This is a genomic window from Streptomyces sp. NPDC127119 (genome assembly GCF_042677425.1).
GTDB lineage: Bacteria > Actinomycetota > Actinomycetes > Streptomycetales > Streptomycetaceae > Streptomyces.
Window position 1 is genome coordinate 77,601 of record NZ_JBHXTO010000017.1, and the last position, 22,330, is coordinate 99,930.

A 22,330-nucleotide genomic window follows, 5' to 3' on the forward strand; every position below is an offset into this window, starting at 1 on the left:
CGTGTTCTCGACGGCCGCGGGACCCCTCGGCCCAGCGCCGTGAACGGTTACGGCGTCAGCCGGGCGAGGACCCCGTCGATGACCAGTTCCGTCGAAGCGGCCATGTCGACCGCCGCCGGGTCGAGGAGCCATTGGATCTGGAGGCCGTCCATGACGGCGATGATCGCGTTGGCCGCGATCAGCGCGCGCTCCGCGTCCGCCTCGCCGTCACCCAGCCGGCACGTCTCGGTGAGGGCGTCGGCGACGAAGCCGCGCAGACCGGCGTAGCGGCTGCGGAAGTAGCCCTGGACCGGGTGGTCGTCGGTGACGGACTCCGCGGAGAGCACGGCGTAGAGCCGGACGATGCCCTCGCGTTCGGCGTTGCGCCGGGCGGTCTCGACGAGGTGGTGCAGGAACCGCAGTCCTTGCGGACGCTCGGTGCCGAGTTGCTCGATGTCCGTGTCGTCGCGCAGTTCGAGCACGCTGGTCAGCAGCAGCGACTTGGAGCGGAAGTAGTGCAGGACGCCGGCCTGGGTGAGGCCCGCCCGTTCCGCGATCTCCGCCAGGGAGGCGTTGTTGTAGCCGCGCGCCGCGAACGTGTCCATCGCGATGTGCAGGATGTCCTGCTGGCGCTGTCGGGCTTCGGGACTGCGGGGGACGCGGGGCCTGTCACGGGCTCCCCGGGCGGCTCGGCCTACCGACTGGTCAGTCACGCGCTCACCATACGCTCCGTCGCCGGACCCAGGAATGATCTTGCCCATGCTCCGCACAGGGTGATGCAGACCACTTACTAAGTGTTTAGTAAGTGTGTTTTCATGGCGCCGTCGTTCCGCCTCGCCACGCCGGTCTGGCGGCACGCGTGCACTACCCCTTCGAACCCCGGCCGGCTCGCCGCCTCCCTGACCACGCGGCGGGACGGCCGGGGTCCCCCACGTGTCACCGACCGAAGGAGAGCCGCACCCGTGTCACATCTCCGAAGAATCCGCTCGCCACGGGCAGGGGTCGCCGCCGCCCTGACCCTGGCCCTCGCCGCCGGGCTCGGGCTCACGGGCGGCGGCACCGCACACGCCGCCGACCCGGTCGCCCAGGTCTGGGTGACCACCGGGGACGGGGCCCGCAAGCTCAGCTCCGACGGCACCCTCACCTTCAACAGCTCGCCGCAGGGCACCGACGTACGCATCGACGGCAACCAGCGCAGCCAGCGCTACACCGGCGCCGGCGCCTCGGTCACCGGGGCATCCGCGCGCCTCGTACAGGGGCTCCCGGCGGACCGGCGCAACGAGCTGATGCGCTCGCTGTTCTCCACCTCGGGCGACGGAATCGGCCTGTCGTACCTGCGCCAGCCGCTCGCCAGCACCGACTTCGACGCCTCCAACAGCCCCTACTCCTACGAGGACACCCGCGGGCAGTTCTCCATCGACCGCGACAAAGCCGAGATCATCCCCGTCGTCAAGCAGGCCCTCGGCGTCAACCCGTCCATCCGGTTCATGGGGACGCCCTGGTCGCCGCCCGCCTGGATGAAGACGAACAACTCGCTCAACGGCGGGAGCCTGCGGACCGAGAACTACGGCGACTTCGCGGACTACCTGGTCAAGGCGATCAAGGCGTACGGCCAGGAGGGCATCACCCTCACCGATCTCACGGTGCAGAACGAGCCGGAGAACCCGACGAGTTACCCCTCGATGTCGATGAGCTCGGCACAGCAGGCCGACTTCATCCGGGTCCTGGACCAGCGGCTGACCGCGGCCGGGCTGCCGACGAACCTCCTCGCCTTCGACCACAACTGGGACCACCCCAACTATCCCCTCGACGTGTTCTCCCGCACGAACGGGATCAACCGGGTCATCGGCGCCGCCTTCCACTGCTACGCCGGCAATCCCACCGCCCAGCAGCAGGTTCAGAGCACCGGCAAGCGCGTCTTCTTCACCGAGTGCTCCGGCACCGACAGCGACAACACCGCCAACACCTTCGCCGACAGCCTGCGCTGGCAGGCCGAGAACCTCGTCGTGCAGAACATGCGCAACGGCGGCGAGACCGTGGTGACCTGGAACCTCGCCCTCAACCAGAGCGGCGGCCCGCACCAGGGCCTGTGCGGCACCCGGTGCAACGGTGTGGTGGAGATCGCGAACGGCAACGTCACCCGGGGTGCGGAGTACTACTCGCTCGGCCACATCAGCAAGTTCGTCAAGGTCGGCGCCACCCGGATCGGCTCCACCAGCCCGGGAGGCGGTATCCAGAACGTCGCCTTCCAGAATCCGGACGGCACCCGCGTCGCGTACGTCGTGAACACCGGCGGCACGCAGCGCTTCTCCCTCACCGACAACGGCCGCTCGCTGGCCTACACCCTGCCGGGCGGCGCGGTCGCGACCTTCGTGTGGAACCCGTCCGGGAGCGAACCGACCGGTCCGATCGACACCAGTGCCTGGTACCGGGTGGCGAACACCAACAGCGGGGCCTGCCTGGACGCCACCGACTGGGGCACCGCCAACGGCACCTTGCTCCAGCAGTGGTCGTGCGGTGACGGCGCCAACGAGAAGTGGCAGTTCCGCTCCACGGGCGACGGCTACTACCAGGTCGTCAACCAGCACAACAACAAGGCCTGGGACGTCGACGGCGGCTCCGGCGCGACCGCGGACGGCGTCAAAGTCCATCTGTGGGACTACACGGGCGGCACCAACCAGCAGTGGCGTGCCGAGTCGGTGGCCTCAGGGCAGTACCGCTTCGTGGCCCGGCACAGCAACAAGTGCCTCGCCGTCGACGGATCGTCCACGGCCAACGGCGCGAAGCTCTCCCAGCAGACCTGCTCCGGCACGGCGGCCCAGTCCTTCCGCCTGACGTCCTGATCCAGCGACTGGCACAGCGGGCGAGGCACATGGGTGTCCGCTCGCACCGGTCAGCGCGCATCGCCTCCCTCCGGGGAGGCGATGCGCCTGTCGTAGTCCTGCTGCCGCCGCTGGATCTCGTCGGCGTGCCCTACCGTCCAGTCGCGGAGATGAGCGAACCGCTCCCGCAACCACCGCCCGAGCTTCGGGAAGGCGTCAGGCGGCCAGGCGGCCGCAGAGCAGGTTCCCCGGCTCTGCGGGATCGTCGCTGATCCAGAACTGGCGCCACAGCAGCGCGAACTCCTCGCGGCTGAGGTAGCCGTCACCGTTCAGGTCGAGCAGTTCGAAGACGCCCGTCATGTTCACGGACCGTCCGTTCCAGGTCTCGACGAGGTGGCGGTGCTCCTCCGGTGAGATACGGCCGTCGCCGTCGGCGTCCACCGCGTCGAAGACGGTCTCGGCGGTCGCGGTGACATCGGCGACCATGGCGGGCAACCTGTCGACGAGCAGCAGCAGTTCGCCCAGGTCGACCGCCCCGTCGCCGTCGGTGTCCCCGACTTCCAGCAGCGCCGCCCACCAGCCCATCAGCAGCGCCTCGACCCGCGCGCGCAGTTCCGTCCCGGCGCCCACACCCGGCAGCTCGCTCCAGCGTGCGACGAGCGCCCTGAAGTCCTCCTCGCGCAGGCGGCCGTCGCCGTCCGCGTCGAATGCGGCGAACATCTCCGTGAGCTTGCGCTCCTGAAACGCACTGGCCATGAGCAGCCTCCCCAGCCACGAACCCGAAACCGAACCAGAAAGCCGAACCTCGCAACGCTCAATTGCCGAAGCAGCGTTGAAAGTCCTACAAAACGGCTGACAGCGGTAACTGTAGGGCGGAACGTGTCACCAGCCCCACGGGCACATGCGCCCGAACGCTCACCCGTTCGCCGCCCGTCGGCTTCGCCCACTCCCTCAGCGTCTTGGAGTGAGTACTCCGGCCCGAGTCGACTGAGTAGGTCGTCCGATGCCCTGCCGAGCGGCGGCTGCTGAACTGTCGTCATGACCAAGGACATGCCGCCCGCCCGCCCCCTGCGCTCCGCCACCCGCACCGCCGCCACCCGCACCGCCGCCACCACCGGTTCGGCGCTCGCGGTCGTGATCCTCCCCCTGGTGGTCGGAGCCCTCGCCTCACGGGCGATCGGAGGTGACCCGATGGCTTCGGTCAACGCCATGATGACGGGCGGGGGAGAACGCGCCCCGCTCTCCCGCAGTCAGCTCCGCACCTACCGCGGCCGGGCGCTCACGACAGCGCGGAACGCATGGGACCGGTCGCCCCGGTTGACCGTTCGAAAGCCGCGCCGGCCCCTCCGGCCGCTCCGACGCACTTTCGCCGAGACGGGCGGATCGGTCAGGAAGTAAGAGCCGCCGGTTCGAGCAGGTGTCCGGCCGCGACGCGCCAGGCCGACACGACGGCCTGGTGTGCGACCGCGTTCGCCGCCTCGATCCCGGCGGGCAGGTGCAGCGGCGCGCCCACGTGGACGTGGAGGCGAGGGCGGCGGGCCGGTGCCGTCAGGACGCCCGCGATGTGCTTGGCACGGCTGCCGGACGCGACCCGGCGCGCTCCGGCCTGACCGATCGGAACGACGGGGGCGCCGGAGGCCAGGGAGAGTCGCGCGGGGCCGCTGCGGAACGATTCGGGCGCGGCCTCGGCGGCGTCCGTCCGGCGCGGAAGCCGCCCCTCGCCGTAGATGAGGACGTGGCGGCCCGCGGCCAGCGCTGCCGCGGCGGTGTCCAGGGAGTCCGCCGCCCGCGAGGTACGGCGGTGTACGGGGACATGGCCGTCGCGGTCCAGGAGGTACCTCAGGACGGGTACGCGCCACAGTCCGGCGGTGGCGAGGACGACCGGTTCGATGTCCATGGAGCGCAGGGCGGCCAGCACGATGGCGGGGTCCGCCGGCGAGGTGTGGTTGGCGACGAGGACGGCCGGCGCCTGGAGGGCGGTGACGTCGGTGGTGGTCGTCAGTCGCCCGAAGGCGGGGACGACGGCGGCTGCTAGGCGACTGAACACGCGACTCCTGCGTTCGGGCGGCGGATCGATGGTGAAGCGATCGATGGTGAAGCGACGGAATTCATCATCGTCCCGGGACCGGCCGAAGCCCTGAGTCGACGTACTCATCAGGTCCGTCGTCGCCGTACTCACCTGCGCACATGCTGACGCGCCGACCTGCTCACCGGCCGTCTCAAGACGCGTATCTCGTCAGGCGTACGCTGTCAGCCCTACGGGCACGGCCGACCGTACGAACACAGCCGGGAACAGAGCCAGGAACACCGCCAGGGGGAGCACTTGAAGGCTGAGGCGACGCAGATCTGGGACTCGGCACTCGACTCGGTCGTGGTCTACGCACAGGGCGCGCTCTGTCGGCGCGTCGCGCGGGGCGGTGTGCCGGCGGACGGCAGGGTGCGGATCACCGGGCTGCCCCGGGCGTTGGGCCCCGGCTCCCTGGCGGCCCGCGTCGTCGGTGCCTCCGGGATGCGGGTGGTCGAGGCGCGGGTCGAGGTCGACTCCGTACCCAACGACGGTCCTGCGCCTCATGAGTTGGAGCGCCAGGTGGAGCGGCTGCACGAGGAGTGTGCGGCAGTGCGGACGCGCCGGGACCGGCAACTGGGTCTCGTCGAGGAGGTCCGAGGACTCCGTCCGATCCCGCCCGCCCGCAGGCGCGACGACCCGCCCCGTCGTACTCCGGTCGACGCGTGGCTGGAACTGTCCGACTTCGTGGACGCGCGGCTGGCCGATCTGCACGCCCGGCTCGACGAGTCGGAGGAAGCGCTGCTCCATGCCGAGCACGACCTGAGCGTCGCGGTGGACGCCCTCGCCCGCTCCTCCACCGACGCTCCCCCGGCGCATGGGTCGACCACGGTCTCGGCCCTGGTGACCCTCGCCCGAACACCTGAAGGACAGGCCGCGGAGCGGGACCCCGAAGTGGACCTTGAGCTGGAGTACGAGGTGCCCGGAGCCGTCTGGATCCCGGCCTACCGGCTGGACCACCGCCGGGGCGACGGCAGCGGCCGGCTGGTGCTGCGCGCTTCGGTGGCCCAGCGAACCGGCGAGGACTGGAACGCCGTACGTCTCTCCCTGGCCACCGCGGACCTTCACCGCCGCACCGATCTGCCCAGGCTCCGTTCGATCCGGATCGGCCGTCGTCAGCCCGCTCCCGCGCCGTCCGGCTGGCGGGAGCCGCCCGCGGGGCTGTCCGACCTGTTCACCGGGTACGACGTCGCGGCGCCCCGCACCGCGGCCCCGCGCACCTCGGCCCGTGGCACCCGTCCGGCCGCCGCGCGGAAGGCCGCCGTGATGCCGCCCGTGGCAGCCGGGGCCGTTCCGGAGTACGACACCGGGGCCCATGCCACGGCCGTGACCGCACCACCGCCGGCACCAGGACCGCCACCGCCACCGCAGGGATACGGTTCTGCGGCACCGGCACCCCACTTTCCCGCGCCGCCCATGCCTCCGGCGGCCTACGGCGCACCGCCTCCCCCTGCCCCCGGCGGCCCGCCGGCCCTCGCGGCACCCGCAGCACCCGTAGCCCCCAGCAGTGCGATGCAGCGCTCTGCGATGCCGCCCGCCCCACCGCCCGCCCCACCGCACCCCAGCGGCGCCGAACTCGACTACGCCGCGCTCGTCCTGGCGGGTCCCGAGGAACAGGCCGGTCGCAGAGGACTGCTCTTCCCGGACTCGTCCTTCGACCCGGTGGCGACCGAGCGGCGCCGTGACGCCGAGTCCGTGGCATCGCTGCCGCTGCCCGGCCACGCCGTGCGGCCCCGTGAATCGGCGGGCTCCTTCGACCACCGCTTCGACGCGCACGCGCGCACCGACATCCCGTCGGACGGCACCTGGCACACGGTGACCATCACCGAGATCCCGGTCGGTCTGCGGACCGAGTACCTGTGCGTGCCGTCCGTGGAGGAGACCGTCTACACGACACTGGTGCTCTCCAACGCCACCGATCAGGCGCTGCTGGCCGGACCGGTGGAGGTCACCGTCGACGACGAATTCCTCCTGACCACGGCGCTCCCGACGCTCGCTCCCGGCGGGACGCGCCGGGTGGGGCTCGGACCGGCCGAGGCGATCCGTGTCACTCGGCGTACGGAACTGCGCGAGTCGACCTCGGGGCTGCGCAACACCACCACCGTGCTCGACCACCGCGTCCACGTGGAGCTGGTCAACCGGCTGGCACGGCCCGTCGCCGTCGAGGTCCGCGAGCGGGTACCGGTCACCTCCGACCCTGACATCCGCATCGACGAACGGGCGGACTGGACGACCCCGGAGGAGGGTGCCGGGCCCGACACCCTCGCCCCCGGCACCCGCGTCCGGCGGGTGGAGCTTCCCGCCGGAGGCTCCGCCACGCTCGACGGCGGCTACGAGATACGTATCCCGGCCGGCAAGGCCCTGGTCGACGGCAACCGCAGGAGCTGACACACCCCATGTCCACGGATGCGCAGCCGATCGCTCTGCCCGTCACCGCCGTCACCTGTCTGGAGGACCGCTCCCTCGTCGAACGCGGCGCCGTCCTCGATCTCGGGCCCGGCGTCCAGCGGCTGCGGCTCGGCCCGGTCAGCGCGCTGGCCGTCGACCGCTCGCTCCACGCCGAGCTGACCACCGAGCACCCCGCCACGGTCCTCGACGCGCGGATCGTACGCACCTGGGAGCCGCGCGGCCCCCGGCCGTCCCCCGCCCACGACTCGGCGCTGCGCCGGCGTGTGCACCTCCTGGAGGAGGAGCAACGTGACCTGGGCCGGGTGCGCGACCGTCTCCTCGTCCGTCTCGATCTGCTGGAGCGGCTGGCCGCCGACCTGTTGAGGGAGATCGGCCGGAGCGCGGGCTCCGGTGCCGTCGACCGGTCCCGGTGGACCGGTGAACTGGACCGCGCGGACACCGGACGCGACACGTACGGCGAGCAACTCCGTTCCACGGAGAGCAGGTTGGCGGCGGTCGGCGTCGAACTCCGCGAGGCGCGACACGCCCTGCACCTCGCGGAGGACGGGCCCACCGAACTGGTCGGCCATGTCGAGCTGACCGTGGAGGCCGAGACCGCCGGGCCGGTCGGGTTGCGCCTGAGCCACCTCCTGCCGTGTGCGCTGTGGCGACCCGCCTACCGGGCCGTACTCGACGGCGACTCCCTGACGCTCGAAACGGATGCGATGGTCTGGCAGCGGACCGGCGAGGACTGGTCGAACGTACGCCTGACGCTGTCGACGGCCCGCTCCGCGTCGGCCACCGAGCCGCCGTACCTGGGTCAGGACAGGTTGACCCTCCGGGACCGCTCGTCGGCCGAACGCCGCACGGTCGACGTCGAGTTGAGGGAGGAGGAGATCGGGGACCTCGGCCAGGCCCCGGCGCCCGGCCAGGCCTTGGCGCTCGGCCTCCCCGGCCTCGACGACGACGGTGAGACACGGGTGTTCGGCGCCCCCGCGCCGGTGTCCGTCCCCGGCGACGGGCGCGCCCACCGGGTCCCGCTCTCCGCCTTCACCACGGCGGCCGGCACCGAGTACGGCTGCTCGCCCGAACTCTCCCCACTGGTCACACAGGTGGTGCGGTTCGACAACCGGTCCGGGCACGCACTGCTCGCGGGCCCCGTCGACCTGGTCCGCGACAACGGCTTCATCGGCCGCGGGACGCTGGAGTTCGCGGCCCCCGGGGCACCCGTCGAGCTGGCCTTCGGCAGCTCCGACGACTTCCGGGTGGTCCGGCACACCGAGGAGTCCCGTACCTCGGCCGGAATGTCCCAGCGCACGGTGGTCACCCGGACGGTGCGCCTGCACCTGTCCCACTTCGCCGCCCCGGGAGACCACGACGAGCGAGTCGTCGTCCTCCGGGAACGCGTGCCCGTCTCGGAGGTCTCGGGAGTCGAGATCCGCGTACGTACGGAAGTCTGCTCCCCCGCCCCCGACGTGCTCGACGCCGAGGGCATCGCCCGGTGGAACGTCACGGTCCCTCCCGGCGGCCGCCGCACGGTGACTCTGGTGTACGAGATCTCGGCGAGCAGCAAGGTGACGGGCATCTGAACGGGCCGGTGACGGGGCTTCTCGCGGTGGCCGGGCCCCGGGAACGAGTGGGACGTCGTGCTCCCGCTCCCGAGCGGCCCTCCTGCTGGACCGCGAGAGCGCCCTCGACGTGATCGCCACGGCCGTCGCGCTCGCCGGCGCGTTCTGGCAGATCGCGACACCGGGTCCGGGGATCGCCGAGCTCTACCGCAGCGATCCTCGCCTCGCCCACGCCGTCCTGGAGGTCGAGTCGCGCCTCGCCCGCATCCTCACCGCGACCATCAACGGCATGACGTCGACACCCGCCGCGTAGAGCTCCCGACCGGGTCATGAGCCTGCTCCGCCAGTACCTCGACCTGCCGCGCCAACTCCCCTCGCACCGCCCGGATCAACCGCCGACGCCCGGCGGGGCCGCATGGGCGCGGTCTACTCGCTGCTCGCGGGGAGACGGTCCGCTGTCAGGCCGGTCAGGAGGAGGTCGACGAGGCGGTGGAGGCCGACGGCGGGTCGGGTGAGGCGGAAGGAGGCGATCGCCGCCAGGCAGATACGCACGTCGTCCACGCCGACGTCGTCCCGGACGACGCCGACGGCGCGGGCCCGGTCGACGAGGCGGCCCAGCGCGCGTGCCTGCTCGCGGCGGTCGGCGGCGAAGGCCGCCGCCGCCGGATGGGAGCCGAACAGGGCCTCGTTCAGCCCCCGGTCCCGCAGCCGGTGCTCGGCGAAGCGGCGGACGACGCCGCTGAGCGCCCGCCACGGGTCGGGATCGTCGAGGGCGGCCCGCATGTCCGCGCGGCAGGCCGCGACGTGCTCGGCGAGCGCCGCGGTGACCAGGTCGGCGCGTGAGGGGAAGTGCCGGTGCACGGTGGCGATGCCCAGGCCGACCCGGCGGGCGATCTCCCGCATCGGCAGGTCGAGTCCTTCGGAGGCGAAGGAGGCGCGGGCGACCGAGAGGATGCGGAGGCGGTTGAGTTCCGCGTCCGTGCGTGTTTTCCGAGTCACTGTGCTTGCCGCGCCTCTCACTTCGACCTGATCCGGATCACCTGTTCCACCCGCATGTCTACCGTGTGCCGACGTCCGGACGGTCCGGGCGGGGAAGGTGCGTCATGCGAGCGGTACGGTTCGAGCGGTTCGGTCTCCCGGAGGTACTCGGCGTCGGATCCGTGCCCGAGCCGCACGCGGGTCCCGGCGAGATACGGATCGCCGTCCGCACGGCGGGAGTGTCTCCGGTCGACCTCGCGCTGCGGGCCGGTGACTCGCCCTCGCGGGCGGGTCTCACTCTGCCGCACGTCCCCGGGGTGGACGCGGCCGGGGTGATCGACGAGGTCGGTCCGGGCGTCACGGGCCACGCGGTCGGCGACGAGGTGTTCGGAGCGGTGGACGTAGCCCGGCTCGGCGGAGCAAGCGCGCAGTTCGCGGTGCTCGCGTTCTGGGCGGCGAAGCCGGACGCCTGGTCCTGGTACGAGGCGGGCGCCGCGGCGACGGGTGTCGAGACGGCGACCCGGGCCCTGGACCTGCTCGGCCTCACCGAGGAACAGGACACGACACTCCTGATCGACGGGGCGTCGGGCGGCGTCGGCAGCATCGCCGTCCAGTTGGCGGTGGCGCGAGGGGCGCGCGTGCTCGGGACGGGCCGCCCCGGCAGCCACGCTTTTCTGACCTCGCTCGGCGCGACACCGGTCACGTACGGCCCCGGCCTGGCCGAACGGGTCCGCGCCCTCGGCGGCCCGCAGGTCGACCGTGCCCTCGACGTGGCCGGGAAAGGCTCGCTGGAGGAACTCGTCGCGCTCACCGGCAGCCCGGGCTCCGTGGTCACGCTCGCGGACTTCACGGGTCCCGAACGCGGGGTGCGGCTCTCGCTCGGCCGGTACGGGGGCCAGCCGGACGGGTGTCACGGGCTGGCGTTGGCCGCGGAGCGGGCGGCGCGGGGGCGGTTCCGCGTACCGGTCCAGGCGGTGTTCCCGGCCGACCGGGCGGCGGAGGCGCACGCGGCGGTGGCGGCGGGACCTCACCGTGGGAAGACCGTCCTCGATCTCACGGGGCTTGCGCAACGGCATCCCGAGCCGATCGTTATGATGGCCTGAATCGCTCAAACGAACATTCGGGGTGGAGCACAGTGCGGGAGCCGGTCGATCGCAGGCGTCAGCGCATTCTCGCGGCGGTCCAGGCCCGCGGGGCCGCGCGGGTCCGGGACCTCGCCGACGAGTTGCAGGTGTCGGTGGTGACGGTGCGCCGGGACGTGGAGGAGCTGACGCGTGAGGGCAGGCTGCGCCGCGGACACGGTGTCGTCCGTTCGACGCTGCCCGCGCAGGAGATCCCCGCGAACGACCTGGCCCACGGCGACCGGGTGGCCGTCGTGGTGCCGGAGCGGCACTCGTACCTGACCGAGACCCTGCACGGCGCCCGCACCGCGCTGGAGGAGGCGGGGATGCGCATGGCCCTGCACATCGCCCCTCAGGTCGCCGGTGCCGAAAGGCCGTTGGTGGAGCGGGCGCTGGCCGACGGGGCCCGCGGTCTGCTGCTCGCGCCCCGCTGGCACACCCTGGCGACGGAGCTGGCCGACCACGGCTGGCTGGCCGCGCTGGAGGTGCCCACGGTGCTGATGGAACGCCGGCCGCGACAGGGCAGCGTGGCGCACACCCTGGACTCGGTCTGCTCGGACCACTGGTACGGCGCGCACCTCGCCGTGGAACACCTGGTGGGCCTCGGCCATCGGCGGATGGTGTTCGCGACCCGCGAGGACAGTCCTACGGCACGTACGCTGCGGGCCGCCTTCACGAGCATCGCCGGGACCCATCCGCTGCTGGAGGAGTGGGCGTGGGCGCTGATCTCCGAGCAGGCGGGGCGCGAGGGCCCGTACACCGCGGACGAGACGGCGGATCTGCCGCGGCTGCTGCGCCGGGTGCGGGCCACCGCGGTGGTGCTGCACAGTGACGTGGACGCGCTGATGGTCGTGCAGCGGCTGGCGGACGACGGGGTGCGGGTGCCCGAGGACTGTTCGGTCGTGGCGTACGACGACGTGGTGGCCGCGCTGGGCACGTCCCCCCTGACCGCGGTGTCCCCGCCCAAGGCGCAGGTGGGCCGGGCCGCCGCCGAACTGTTGACGCAACGCCTCAGGGAAGGCGGGCGACAACCCGCGCGCCGCGTCGAGTTGCTGCCGCGGCTGATGGTGCGCGGCTCGACACGGCGGGCGGACGGCACGGACCGTACGGACGAGGCCGGCACCTCGGATCAGTGAACCTCGGACGAGTGAGCGTTTGAGCGTTTGTTTTTCTTCTGATCGCTCTATTGACCGTTTGGGTCGGCAGCGTTGAGTATTCCCGTGTCCCGAACAGTCGTGTCCGCAGGGACGCGGACACGCAGGAGCCGCGGGAGGCGCCATGCCCGGACGACCCGATCGTCGTTCCGTGCTCGCCGCGATGGCCGCCGTACCGCTGACAGGAGCCCTGGGCGCCTGCAGCGGAGGGAACGGAGCCTCGTCGGCCGGCACGGGCCGCACCACACGCATCACCTTCTGGTCCGCCCTGCGCGGCAGCCAGGAAGTGGTCGACGCCTTCAACCGCACGCACACGAGCGTGCAGGTCGACTTCCAGCAGATCCCCTCCGGCGGGCAGGGCGGCTACGCCAAGCTGAGCAACGCCGCCCGGGCGGGCAACGCGCCCGACATCGCGACCATCGAGTATCCGCAGGTGCCGGGGTTCGCCATCGACGGGGTCGCCCGGGACATCACCGACCTCGTCAGTGACTCCCTGCGCCGAAAACTGCTGCCGCAGGCGCTCGCCCAGACCACCTTCGAGAAGCGGGTGTTCAGCGTTCCGCTGGACGTCGAGCCCATGGTGATGCACTACCGCACCGACCTGTTCGACCGGTACGGCCTCCAAGTGGCGCGCACCTGGGACGAGTTCGCGGAGCAGGCCCGCACCGTGCGCCGCAAGGCGCCCGAACGGCGGCTCGCGCTGTTCCCCACGGACGGGATGACGCAGTTCGCGGCCTACGCCTGGCAGGCCGGCGCCCAGTGGTTCGACACCTCGAAGGGCGCCTGGAACGTCTCCCTGGCCGACGCTCCCTCCCGGCGCGTCGCGGAGTACTGGCAGCGGCTCATCGACCGCGACGACGTGTTCGTGAACGCCGTCGAGAGCCGCCAGTCCGACGCGCAGATCGGCAACGGGCTGGTCCTCACCCGGCTCAGCGGCGCCTGGGACGCCGGCGCGCAGATGAACGCGCGGCCCGGACAGAAGGGCCAGTGGCGGATCGCCCCGCTCCCCCAGTGGGACACCGGCAGCCCCTCCGTCGGCACCCACGGCGGATCGACGTTCGCCATCACCAAGGACAGCCGCAGACCCGAGGCCGCGATGGAGTTCATCGAGTGGCAGGTCTCCCACCCCGACGCCCTGCGCGCCCGTCTCTCCAGCGGGAACAGCAGTCAGTACCCGGCCGCCCCCGGCCTGGTCTCCGTGGGCCGCAAGGCCTTCGACCGGTCGTACTACGGCGGGCAGGACATCTACCGCCTGTACGAGCAGGAGGCGGCGAAGATCGGCGACGGCTGGCTGTGGGGGCCTCGGATGAGCGCCACCCAGCGGGTCATGCAGGACTCCTTCGCCCGCGTCGGCGGCGGCCAGGGATCGCTGGCCGAGTCCCTGCGCAGTGCGCAGGAGGGCACCATGCCCGACCTCAAGGCCCTGGGCCTGTCCACCACCCAGCGCTCCACCTGAGCCGGCGAGAAGGCAGGTGACACCGCATGACCACCACCGCTCAGCCCCGGGTGCCGACCGACGCGTCCCGCGTCGGCGGTCCGGCCCTCTCCGACTCCGGCCGGCGCGCCCGCCGGACCGCCGGCCGCCGCCGGTTCGGCGCGGTCGCCGTCCTCATGGGGCCGTTCTTCGTCCTGCTGACGACCGTCTTCCTGATCCCCGTCGGCACGGCCGTCTACCTCAGCTTCTACAGCGACGACCAGCCGGGGCTCGGCTTCGGCCCCGAGAACACCGTCTTCGTCGGACTGCGCAGTTACGCGGCCGTCCTGACCGACCCCACCTTCCTCGGCGGGCTCGGCACGGTCGCGCTCTACTGCCTGATCTACATCCCGCTCATGGTCGTCGGCGCGCTGGTCCTGGCCCTGCTGCTGGACTCCGGGGTGGTGCGGCTGCGCGCCTTCGCGCAACTGGGCCTCTTCCTCCCGCACGCCGTGCCCGGCATCATCGCCGCACTGATCTGGCTGTACCTGTACACCCCGGGCATCAGCCCGATCATCGACCTCTTCGCCCGCGCCGACATCACGATCGACTTCCTCGGCATCCACGCCGTCATCCCGTCCATCGTGAACATCGCCCTGTGGAGCAACCTCGGCTACAACATGGTGGTCTTCTACGCCGCCCTGCAGGCCGTGCCCCGTGAGGTGATCGAGGCCTCCGTGGTCGACGGCGCGGGACCCGTGCGCACGGCGCTCCAGGTCAAGACACCGCTGGTACGGGCCTCGATCGTCATGGTGGCGATCTTCACCCTGATCTGGGCACTCCAGCTCTTCACCGAGCCGATGCTGCTCAGCCAGTCCTCGCCGATGATCAGCTCCCGCTTCTCGCCGAGCATGTACATCTACGACGCGGCCTTCACCCGCAACAACTACAGCCTGGCGGCAGCCGCCTCGGTGGTCCTGCTGGTGTGCACGATCGCGCTGTCCTACGGCGTCACCCGCTTCACCAGCCGTGCCGACGCCGAGGAGGCCCGATGAGCACCACCGACAGTTCCTTCCTGCGCCCTCGTCTGCTGGGGCGGGCCACGGTCAACGTGGTCGTGGCGGTCTCCGTCCTCTACACCCTGCTGCCCGTGCTGTGGCTGGTGCTGGCCGCGGCCAAGGACCGGGACGCCCTGTTCAGCAGCGACCTGCTGTCCGTGAGCGGCTTCTCCCCCGTGCGCAATCTGCAGGACCTGTTCGCGATGGACGGCGGGCTGTACGGCCGCTGGTACCTCAACAGCCTGCTGTACGCGGTCCTCGGCGCCGCGATCGGCGCGCTGCTGAGCGTGGCCTGCGGGTACGCCTTCGACAAGTACCGCTTCCAGCACAAGGAGAAGCTGTTCGGCCTGGTCCTCGCGGCGGTCATGGTGCCGCAGACGGTCCTCGCGCTGCCGCTGTACCTGATGGCCTCCGAGGCGGGGTTGGTCAACACCTTCTGGGCCGTGTTCGTCCCGGTGCTGTTCAATCCCTTCGGCGTCTATCTCGGCCGTATCTTCAGCCGGGGTTACGTGCCCGACGAGGTGCTGGAGGCCGCGCGGGTGGACGGGGCCGGCGAACTGACCACCTACGTAAGGGTGAGTCTGCGGATGCTCGGTCCCGGCCTCGTCACCGTCTTCCTGTTCCAGCTGACGGCGATCTGGAACAACTTCTTCCTGCCCATGGTGATGCTGTCCGACCAGGACCTGTATCCCGTCAGCCTCGGCCTGTACCAGTGGAACAGCTCGGCGTCCGTGTCGCCCGAGTACTACCCGGTGGTGATCATGGGATCGTTGCTCGCCGTGCTGCCCCTCATCCTCGCCTTCGTCCTGCTCCAGCGGTTCTGGCGCAGCGGGCTGACCGCCGGAGCCGTCAAGTGACCTCGCACCTCCCCGGACCGGGTTTCCGGCCCCGTGCCGCCCTGGCCATGTCCCAGGACGCCGCCGCGGCCGTCCTCGACAGCGCGTCGCTCGACGCCTTCCGCCGCGTCTGCGACCTCGCTCCTCCCCCGGTGCTGGACGATCTGTCGACGCCACGGGCGAAGTCGCTGCTGGCCGACGTCGACCTGCTGATCACCGGCTGGGGCTGCCCGGCCCTGGACGAGGAGGTGCTGCGTGCGGCGCCCCGGCTGCGGGCCGTGGTGCACACGGCGGGCAGCGTGCGCGCGCATGTCACGGACGCCTGCTGGGAGCGCGGCATCGAGGTGTCCTCCGCCGCCGCGGCCAACGCCCTGCCGGTCGCCGAGTACACCCTCGCCATGATCCTCCTCGCCGGCAAACAGATCCTGGAGCGCGCCCGCGACTTCACGGCGTCGCGGAGGAGGGACGACTGGCTGCGCACCCCGCACACCATCGGCAACTACCGCAGCACCGTCGGCATCCTCTCCGCGTCACTGATCGGCCGCCGGGTCGTCGAGCTGCTGCGTCCGCACGACATCGGGGTGCTGCTCCACGACCCGTACGTGAGTGACGCGGACGCCGCCGAACTCGCCGTGGAGCGGGTGGAGTTGGCGGAGCTGTTCGCCCGCTGCGACACCGTCAGCGTGCACACCCCGCTGCTGCCCACCACCCGGGGTCTGGTCGGCCGCGCCCTGATCGACGCGATGCCGGCCGGGGCCATGCTCATCAACACCTCCCGCGGGGCCGTCATCGACCAGGAGGCGCTCACCGACGCCGTCCTGGCGGGCCGGATCCGGGCCGTGCTCGACGTCACCGACCCCGAGGTGCTGCCGCCGGACCACCCCCTGTGGGACTGCGAGAACGTGCTGATCACCCCTCATCTGGCGGGTTCCCAGGGCAACGAGTGGCGGCGCCTGGCCGACCTCGCGCTCGCCGAGACCGCCCGGTGGGCGTCCGGCACCGGCTTCCTCCATCCCGTACGACGCGAAAGGCTGGCGTTCCTGGCATGAGCATCCGCATCCCCTTCGAACTCCCCCCTGAGGACCGTGCGTCGAGCCCGTACACCGGTTACACCCGTGCCCACTGGGAGGCCGTCGCGGACGGTCTGCTGGCAGCCGCGTGGCGCTGGAGCACACCGGGCCGGGCCCTGCTCGACCTGCCGGGACGGCCCTCGCGTTCGGGGGTGCGCTCCGACGGTCTGGAGGGCTTCGCCCGGACGTTCCTCGCGGCCGGCTTCCGGGTCACGGGCGCCGGTGGCGAGGACCCGCACGGCTGGCTGGAACGCTACGCCGAGGGCCTGGCCTCGGGCACCCTCACCCCGGGGCGCGACGACACCGAGTCCTGGCCGCTGATCCTCGACCACGACGTCCAGGGCCAGCCCATGGTCGAGTCGGCGTCGGTCGCCCTCGGTCTGCGGCTGACGGCTCCCTGGCTCTGGAAGCATCTCGACGCAGGTGTCCAGGACCGGGTCGAGGAGTGGCTGCGCGGATCGCTGCGGCACGTGCCCGCGCCGAACAACTGGTACCTCTTCCCGTACACGGTCGCCGGTTTCCTGGAGTCCGTGGGACGCGGCGACGCCGAGACGACCGCGGTACGGCAGCGGGCGCTGGAGCTGATGGAGGGCTGGTACCGGGGCGAGGGCTGGTACGCCGACGGGGACGGGCGCGCCTTCGACCACTACAACGGCTGGGCGCTGCACCTGTACCCGGTCCTCGACGCCCATCTCGGCGGCGACGCGGCGCTCCTCGCGCGGTACGGCGAACGGCTGCGCGAGCACCTGGACGGCTTCGGGCTGATGTTCGGCGCGGACGGGGCGCCGCTGCATTTCGGCCGGTCGCTCGCCTACCGCTTCGCCGCGTCCGCCGCCGTCGGCCTGGGTTCCCTGACCGGGCACACGCCGCTGACGCCCGGCGCCTCGCGCCGCCTGGTCAGCGGAAGCCTGCGGCACTTCCTCGACCGCGGGGCGCTGACCGAGGACGGTCTGCTGAGCCTCGGCTGGTACGGGCCGCACGACGCCACCCTCCAGACGTACTCCGGACCGGCGTCGCCCTACTGGGCGTCGAAGGCGTTCGTCTCCCTCCTCGCGCCCGCCGACCATCCGCTGTGGACCGCGACGGAGGAGGCCGCGCCGGTGGAGGAGTCCGACCGCGTGCTGGCCCTGGCCGCGCCCGGACTGCTCGTACAGGCGACACGCGAGGACGGGATCGTACGGCTGCACAATCACGGCAGTGACCATGTGCGGCCGCACGAGGCGGAGTCGGCCGACGGGGACGACCCGCACTACGGCCGGCAGGCCTACTCGACCCGGACCGGCCCGACCGCGTCCGGGAACATCGCCGACAACCATCTGTCGGTGGAGGTCGGCGGCCGACGCAGTGTGCGCCGCCGGATCCACCCGCTCGGCGCGGGACACGGCGACGGCTGGGGCTGGGCGGCGTCGTGGCACCGGCCCGTCTTCACAGGCGGCCCGCCGATGGTTCCGGGGCTGCGGGTGGAGAGCGTGACGGTGGTGCGGGGGCCGTACGAACTGCGGGTGCACCGCGTGGTGGGAGCGCCTCCGGGGGCGCGTATCACCCACACCGGGTGGGCGACCGGGCCGCAGGAGCCGCTGGTCTCGGCGCTGCACGGTCTGCACGGCTGGAGTCCCGAGCCGGAGACGGTACGGGCGCCGCAGGGCACCGCGTACGTGCCGTGGGCGCAACTGCCCCGCCTGGTCGGCGAGACGGGCGGCACGTCCGTGCACGTGTCCCTGGCCGCCCTCACCGGTGAACCGGGACCCGGCCCGCTCGCGGAGGCGGTCACACAGGTGGTGGCCCACGACGCAGGGGTCGAGGTGGTCTGGGCGGACGACGGCGTACGTACGCGGGTGTCGTTCGAGCCGGTCCGGGTGACGCACGGGTGACGTCCGGGAGGAGCTGGGTCGCCGTGTGCACCGGCCGGTGCTCCCGTGCGCCGGGGTGCGTGGCCGGATTCCCTCCGCCTTCGGGGGCATGAGGCCGCACGCTGGGTATTCCTCTCCCCAAGGATGGCTCTTGCGGCGTTGGGGGGACTGGCACTGTGGCACGCCTGTCGTGGACGTCCGGTCCGCCCCGATCATCCTTCGCCCGCAGGCGGCACACCGTGCGACGGCTGCGGGACCAGGGGCTCTACGGGCCCAGGTTCCGTGACGTCCTGCCCGGCCTCGCCGGTGCGGTCGTGGTCGTGTGCGCGGTGGTCGCCGCGCTGGCGATGGGGTATCGCGTGGGCGGGCCGGTCGTGCCGGTCGTCGGCGTCTCCGTGCCGGCCCTCGTCGTGGCGGTGGAGATCCGGCGCCGACGGCCGGACGCACGCCGTCTGCGCGGGCGCTACTCCGCGGACGAGTTACGCGAACTGGACGTGCAGGGGCTGGCGTTGGCCGTCGCGCGGATGCTGCGGCGGGACGGCTGGCGGGTGCGGCTGCTGCCTGCGCCGGACCGGCCGCGGTTGTACGCGCGGGACTCGGCGGGTCGGCAGCTCGACGTGGCGTTCCGGCCGGTGGCGGAGCCGCTGCCGGACGAGGCGCTGCCCGACCCTCGCACCCGCCGTCACGCGGACGGGCCGCTCCTTCAACTGGTCGTGCACCGGGGGGCTTTCAGGGAACGGGACATCCGGTGGGCCCAGCGCCAGGGGGACACCCGGCTCCTGGACGGCTCCGCGCTCACCCGCTGGGCGGAGGGCACACACTTCAACGAGCTGTTCACCCCGCCTCTGTGGAACTGACCCCCAACCGCGACCGCTGTCCACCCGTCTGCGCCCCGGTGGGGGCTGGCCGCGCAGTTCCCCGCGCCCCTGAAAACCAGGGCTGCGCCCCCGGCCGCGACCGCCCCCTGCCCGTCCGCGCCCCGGTGGGGCTGACCCACGCAGTTCCCCGCGCCCCTGAAAGACGGGGCTGCGCCCCGGTCTTTCGTCCCCGAGGCCGCCGCCAAAAAAACGCCGCCCCCACCTCCCGCCCCTAAGGGGCGCGGGGAACTGCGCGGACCACCCCCACCGGCCCGCACCCGAAAACCAAGAAGCCAGCCCCACCCCCTGCCTTTCGCCCTGAAGGGGCGCGGGGAACGGCGCAACCACCCCCCGACCCGTCTGCACGCCCGCGCAAGCAACCGGCATACTCAGGACGCGCGCACGCACCCGCGGACGCGAGAAGCAGGAGGTAGGCGATGGTGTCGACACCGGGGGCAGAGCGGGCAGAGCCCCGGAAAGTCACGATCAACGACGTCGCCAGGTCCGCCGGAGTGTCCCGGCAGACCGTGTCACGCGCACTCAACGACAAGGACGAGATCGACGGCGACACCAAACAACGCGTCCTGGACGCCGCCCGCGTCCTCGGCTACCGGCCCAGCCGGTTCGCCCGGGGCCTCGTCCGCCAGGACACCATGACCATCGGCCTGGTCATCCCCGATCTGCTCAACCCGTTCTTCACCGAGGTCGCCGCCGCCGCCCTGGAGGCCGCCCGAACCCGCGGCTGGCATGTCGTCGTGTACGACACCGCCGACCGCGCGGAGGAGGAGCGCGGCACACTCCAGGTGATCAGTTCGCAGGTGGACGCGGTGATCGGCTACTTCAGCTGTCCCGAGAGCGAACTGGAGGCGTTCACGCGCGGCATGCCGGTGGTGCTCATCGGCCGCGAGGCCAGGTCCACCCGGTTCAGCTCGATCCGGATCGACGGCCGGGAGGGCGTCCACGCCGCCGTCGCGCACCTCGTCGCGAAGGGGCACACCCGGATCGGCATGCTCGACCATCACACGCGGGCCGAGCCGAGCATCCGGCACACGTGGTTCACGGCGGCCGCCGCGGCACACGGGATCGACCCGGGCGCGGTGGTGGGCGCGGACCAGACGGCGGACGGCGGCGGCTCGGCGCTCAAGGAGCTGCTCTCCGCGCATCCCGATGTCACCGGGGTCTTCACGTTCAACGACATCATCGCGATCGGTGCCCTCCGGGAAGCCCGCAGGATCGGCAGGAGCGTCCCGCAGGATCTGGCGGTCATCGGCTTCGACGGGCTGCAGCTCGGCGCACTCGTGGAGCCGCCGCTCAGCAGCGTCGCCCTCGACACCCGACGGCTGGGCGCGCTGGCCATCGAGCAGGTCGCACGGCTGCTGTCCGAGCCGCCCCCGCTCGCGATCACCGACCTGGTCGTACACGCCGAGCTGCGGCTCAGCGGGTCCGCGTGACCGTCCGCTTAACACACCGGTAACGCGCGAGACCCGAATGTCTTGACATTGAACCGCGCCGAAGCGCAGACTTCCGACCACTTCCGCATTGCACCTCGCGACGTTACTCCGAGCTTCCCCGTGAACGCTCCCGTGAGCGTTCACGGGACCGCTCACAAGTACCTGGAAAGCGTTGCGTCCCGTCCTTTCCACCCGGAGGGCAGTCCGCCCGAGGGATCAGCATCGAGCCGCCTAGCACCGTCGCTAGCCGTTGTCTGGAACGGAAAATATGAGCAGCACAGTCACGCGCATCCGCCTCACCGTCGTCGCCGCGGCCGCCGGTGTCCTCGTACTCGCCGGATGCTCGTCGTCCGACTCGTCGGGCAGTTCCTCCGCGGCTTCCTGCGAGCCCGCGAAGGGCAAGGTGACACTCCAGTACTGGAACACGGTTCCGGGCATGGACGACGTCGTCGCCCTGTGGAACAAGAAGAACCCGGACATCCACGTCGAGACGAAGAACATCTCGAACGACCAGTACGGCACCCTCGGCAACGCCCTCAAGGCCGACAAGGCGCCGGATCTCGCCCAGGTCGGCTACGACCAGTTGCCCAACCTGCGCACGCAGAACGCCTTCGTGGACGCCTCCGACTGCTCGGCCGCCGCCAAGGCCAAGTCGAAGTTCGTGCCCTGGACCTGGTCGCAGACCAGTTTCGGGAACACCGGCGTGTTCGCCCTGCCGCAGGACACCGGGCCGATGGCCCTCTACGTACGCAGTGACATCTTCAAGAAGCACGGTGTCGCCGTCCCCAGGACGTGGGACGAGTACGCGGCGGCAGCCCAGAAGCTGCACAAGGCCGACCCGGACCTGGACATCACGTTCTTCGACCCCAACAACGCCGAGTGGTTCAACGGACTCATCTGGCAGAACCAGGCCAAGATGTACGGCTACTCCGGCGACAAGTGGCATGTGACCGTCGAGTCCGAGCAGAGCAAGCAGGTCGCCGAGTACTGGCAGAAGCTGATCTCCGACAAGCTCGTGCGCACGGACCTGGCCAACGGTTCCACGCAGATGTACGCCGCGTACCAGAAGGACCAGATCGCCAGCTATGTCGGCGCGGCCTGGGGCTACAGCATGTTCCGCGACAACCTGCCCAAGCAGGCCGGCAAGTGGAGCATCGTTCCCATGCCGACGTGGGGCACGAACGGCGCGTCCGGTGACTGGGGCGGCTCGACCGTCGCGTTCATGAAGGGCGGCAAGCACCTCTACGAGTCGGTCGAGTTCAACACCTGGCTGAACACCGACCCCGAGGCGCTGGCGCTGGAGAACAAGCTGGGCGGCCTCTACCCGGCCGCCAACGCCGGGCTGCAACTGCCGGCGCTGTCCAAGGGCGTGCCGTACTACAACAACGAGAAGATCTTCGACATCTTCGCGGACTCGTCCAAGAACATCGACACCAGTTTCACCTGGGGCCCCACCCAGAAGACGGTGAACCTCGCGCTCCAGGACGCGATGGCGAAGGCCGCGGCCGGTGACGGCACCCTCAGCGACGCGCTGTCGGCGGCCCAGAACGCCGCGGTGAAATCGATGAAGGACCAGGCGATCCCGGTCACGGCAGGCAAGTGAGCACGACATGACCGATCTCGCTACCCGCACGACGCGAGTGGTGACACCACCGAAGGGCCGCCGCCCGCGTTCACCAACACGGGGGCCCCCCGCGCGCACCCACCCCCCCACACGGC

Annotated in this window: 19 protein-coding genes; 15 read left to right on the forward strand and 4 right to left on the reverse strand. The window is 71.6% G+C overall.

Features of this window, described 5'->3' with window-relative positions:
- Positions 1-47: 47 nt before the first annotated feature.
- The gene (locus ACFVH5_RS11185) at positions 48-692 is read right to left on the reverse strand and encodes a TetR/AcrR family transcriptional regulator (protein ID WP_385833270.1); all 645 of its coding nucleotides are present in this window, start codon (positions 690-692) and stop codon (positions 48-50) included.
- A gap of 249 nt (positions 693-941) precedes the next feature.
- Between ACFVH5_RS11185 and ACFVH5_RS11190 the strand changes: the two genes are divergently transcribed.
- A complete protein-coding gene (locus ACFVH5_RS11190) occupies positions 942-2,822 on the forward strand; it encodes an RICIN domain-containing protein (protein ID WP_385833272.1) in 1,881 nt (626 codons plus the stop codon).
- Between the two features lie 195 nt (positions 2,823-3,017).
- On the opposite strand, the gene ACFVH5_RS11195 is transcribed toward ACFVH5_RS11190, so the two are convergent.
- The gene (locus ACFVH5_RS11195) at positions 3,018-3,557 is read right to left on the reverse strand and encodes an EF-hand domain-containing protein (protein WP_107017104.1); all 540 of its coding nucleotides are present in this window, start codon (positions 3,555-3,557) and stop codon (positions 3,018-3,020) included.
- 282 nt (positions 3,558-3,839) lie between these two features.
- Between ACFVH5_RS11195 and ACFVH5_RS11200 the strand changes: the two genes are divergently transcribed.
- Complete coding sequence (locus ACFVH5_RS11200; RefSeq protein WP_385833273.1) at positions 3,840-4,199, forward strand: hypothetical protein; 360 nt, start codon at positions 3,840-3,842, stop codon at positions 4,197-4,199.
- On the opposite strand, the gene ACFVH5_RS11205 is transcribed toward ACFVH5_RS11200, so the two are convergent.
- Positions 4,189-4,848, reverse strand: coding sequence for a lysophospholipid acyltransferase family protein (locus ACFVH5_RS11205; RefSeq protein WP_385833274.1), 660 nt, complete (start codon positions 4,846-4,848; stop codon positions 4,189-4,191). The genes ACFVH5_RS11200 and ACFVH5_RS11205 overlap by 11 nt on opposite strands.
- A gap of 276 nt (positions 4,849-5,124) precedes the next feature.
- On the opposite strand from ACFVH5_RS11205, the gene ACFVH5_RS11210 reads away from it, so the two are divergent.
- The 3 genes from ACFVH5_RS11210 (at position 5,125) to ACFVH5_RS11220 (ending at position 9,135) form a co-directional block, all read left to right on the forward strand.
- Positions 5,125-7,254 (forward strand): DUF4139 domain-containing protein, encoded by a 2,130-nt coding sequence (locus tag ACFVH5_RS11210; RefSeq protein ID WP_385833275.1) that lies wholly within the window; start codon positions 5,125-5,127, stop codon positions 7,252-7,254.
- Positions 7,255-7,262: 8 nt separating this feature from the next.
- Complete coding sequence (locus ACFVH5_RS11215) at positions 7,263-8,843, forward strand: mucoidy inhibitor MuiA family protein (RefSeq protein ID WP_385833276.1); 1,581 nt, start codon at positions 7,263-7,265, stop codon at positions 8,841-8,843.
- An 85-nt stretch (positions 8,844-8,928) separates the two neighbouring features.
- Positions 8,929-9,135: a hypothetical protein gene (locus ACFVH5_RS11220; protein ID WP_385833295.1), complete on the forward strand. Its 207-nt coding sequence runs from the start codon at positions 8,929-8,931 to the stop codon at positions 9,133-9,135.
- Between the two features lie 113 nt (positions 9,136-9,248).
- On the opposite strand, the gene ACFVH5_RS11225 is transcribed toward ACFVH5_RS11220, so the two are convergent.
- Positions 9,249-9,821: a TetR/AcrR family transcriptional regulator gene (locus ACFVH5_RS11225; protein WP_385833277.1), complete on the reverse strand. Its 573-nt coding sequence runs from the start codon at positions 9,819-9,821 to the stop codon at positions 9,249-9,251.
- Positions 9,822-9,925: 104 nt separating this feature from the next.
- Here ACFVH5_RS11225 and ACFVH5_RS11230 point away from each other — a divergent pair, with 104 nt between their 5' ends.
- From ACFVH5_RS11230 to ACFVH5_RS11275, 10 genes are all read left to right on the forward strand, one after another.
- The gene (locus ACFVH5_RS11230; protein WP_385833278.1) at positions 9,926-10,903 is read left to right on the forward strand and encodes an NADP-dependent oxidoreductase; all 978 of its coding nucleotides are present in this window, start codon (positions 9,926-9,928) and stop codon (positions 10,901-10,903) included.
- Between the two features lie 32 nt (positions 10,904-10,935).
- Positions 10,936-12,057, forward strand: a complete 1,122-nt coding sequence (locus ACFVH5_RS11235; protein WP_385833280.1) for a substrate-binding domain-containing protein — start codon at positions 10,936-10,938, stop codon at positions 12,055-12,057.
- 142 nt (positions 12,058-12,199) lie between these two features.
- Positions 12,200-13,531, forward strand: a complete 1,332-nt coding sequence (locus tag ACFVH5_RS11240; protein ID WP_385833281.1) for an ABC transporter substrate-binding protein — start codon at positions 12,200-12,202, stop codon at positions 13,529-13,531.
- Positions 13,532-13,557: 26 nt separating this feature from the next.
- Positions 13,558-14,544: a carbohydrate ABC transporter permease gene (locus tag ACFVH5_RS11245; RefSeq protein WP_384806802.1), complete on the forward strand. Its 987-nt coding sequence runs from the start codon at positions 13,558-13,560 to the stop codon at positions 14,542-14,544.
- The gene (locus ACFVH5_RS11250; protein WP_385833282.1) at positions 14,541-15,404 is read left to right on the forward strand and encodes a carbohydrate ABC transporter permease; all 864 of its coding nucleotides are present in this window, start codon (positions 14,541-14,543) and stop codon (positions 15,402-15,404) included. The genes ACFVH5_RS11245 and ACFVH5_RS11250 overlap by 4 nt, the downstream gene beginning before the upstream one ends.
- Complete coding sequence (locus ACFVH5_RS11255; protein WP_385833283.1) at positions 15,401-16,432, forward strand: hydroxyacid dehydrogenase; 1,032 nt, start codon at positions 15,401-15,403, stop codon at positions 16,430-16,432. The genes ACFVH5_RS11250 and ACFVH5_RS11255 overlap by 4 nt, the downstream gene beginning before the upstream one ends.
- 2 nt (positions 16,433-16,434) lie before the next feature.
- Positions 16,435-18,324: a DUF2264 domain-containing protein gene (locus tag ACFVH5_RS11260; protein WP_385833296.1), complete on the forward strand. Its 1,890-nt coding sequence runs from the start codon at positions 16,435-16,437 to the stop codon at positions 18,322-18,324.
- Positions 18,325-18,542: 218 nt separating this feature from the next.
- Positions 18,543-19,160, forward strand: coding sequence for a hypothetical protein (locus ACFVH5_RS11265; protein WP_385833285.1), 618 nt, complete (start codon positions 18,543-18,545; stop codon positions 19,158-19,160).
- A gap of 437 nt (positions 19,161-19,597) precedes the next feature.
- A complete protein-coding gene (locus ACFVH5_RS11270; protein ID WP_385833286.1) occupies positions 19,598-20,611 on the forward strand; it encodes a LacI family DNA-binding transcriptional regulator in 1,014 nt (337 codons plus the stop codon).
- A 268-nt stretch (positions 20,612-20,879) separates the two neighbouring features.
- Positions 20,880-22,214 (forward strand): ABC transporter substrate-binding protein, encoded by a 1,335-nt coding sequence (locus ACFVH5_RS11275; protein WP_385833287.1) that lies wholly within the window; start codon positions 20,880-20,882, stop codon positions 22,212-22,214.
- Positions 22,215-22,330: the final 116 nt, after the last annotated feature.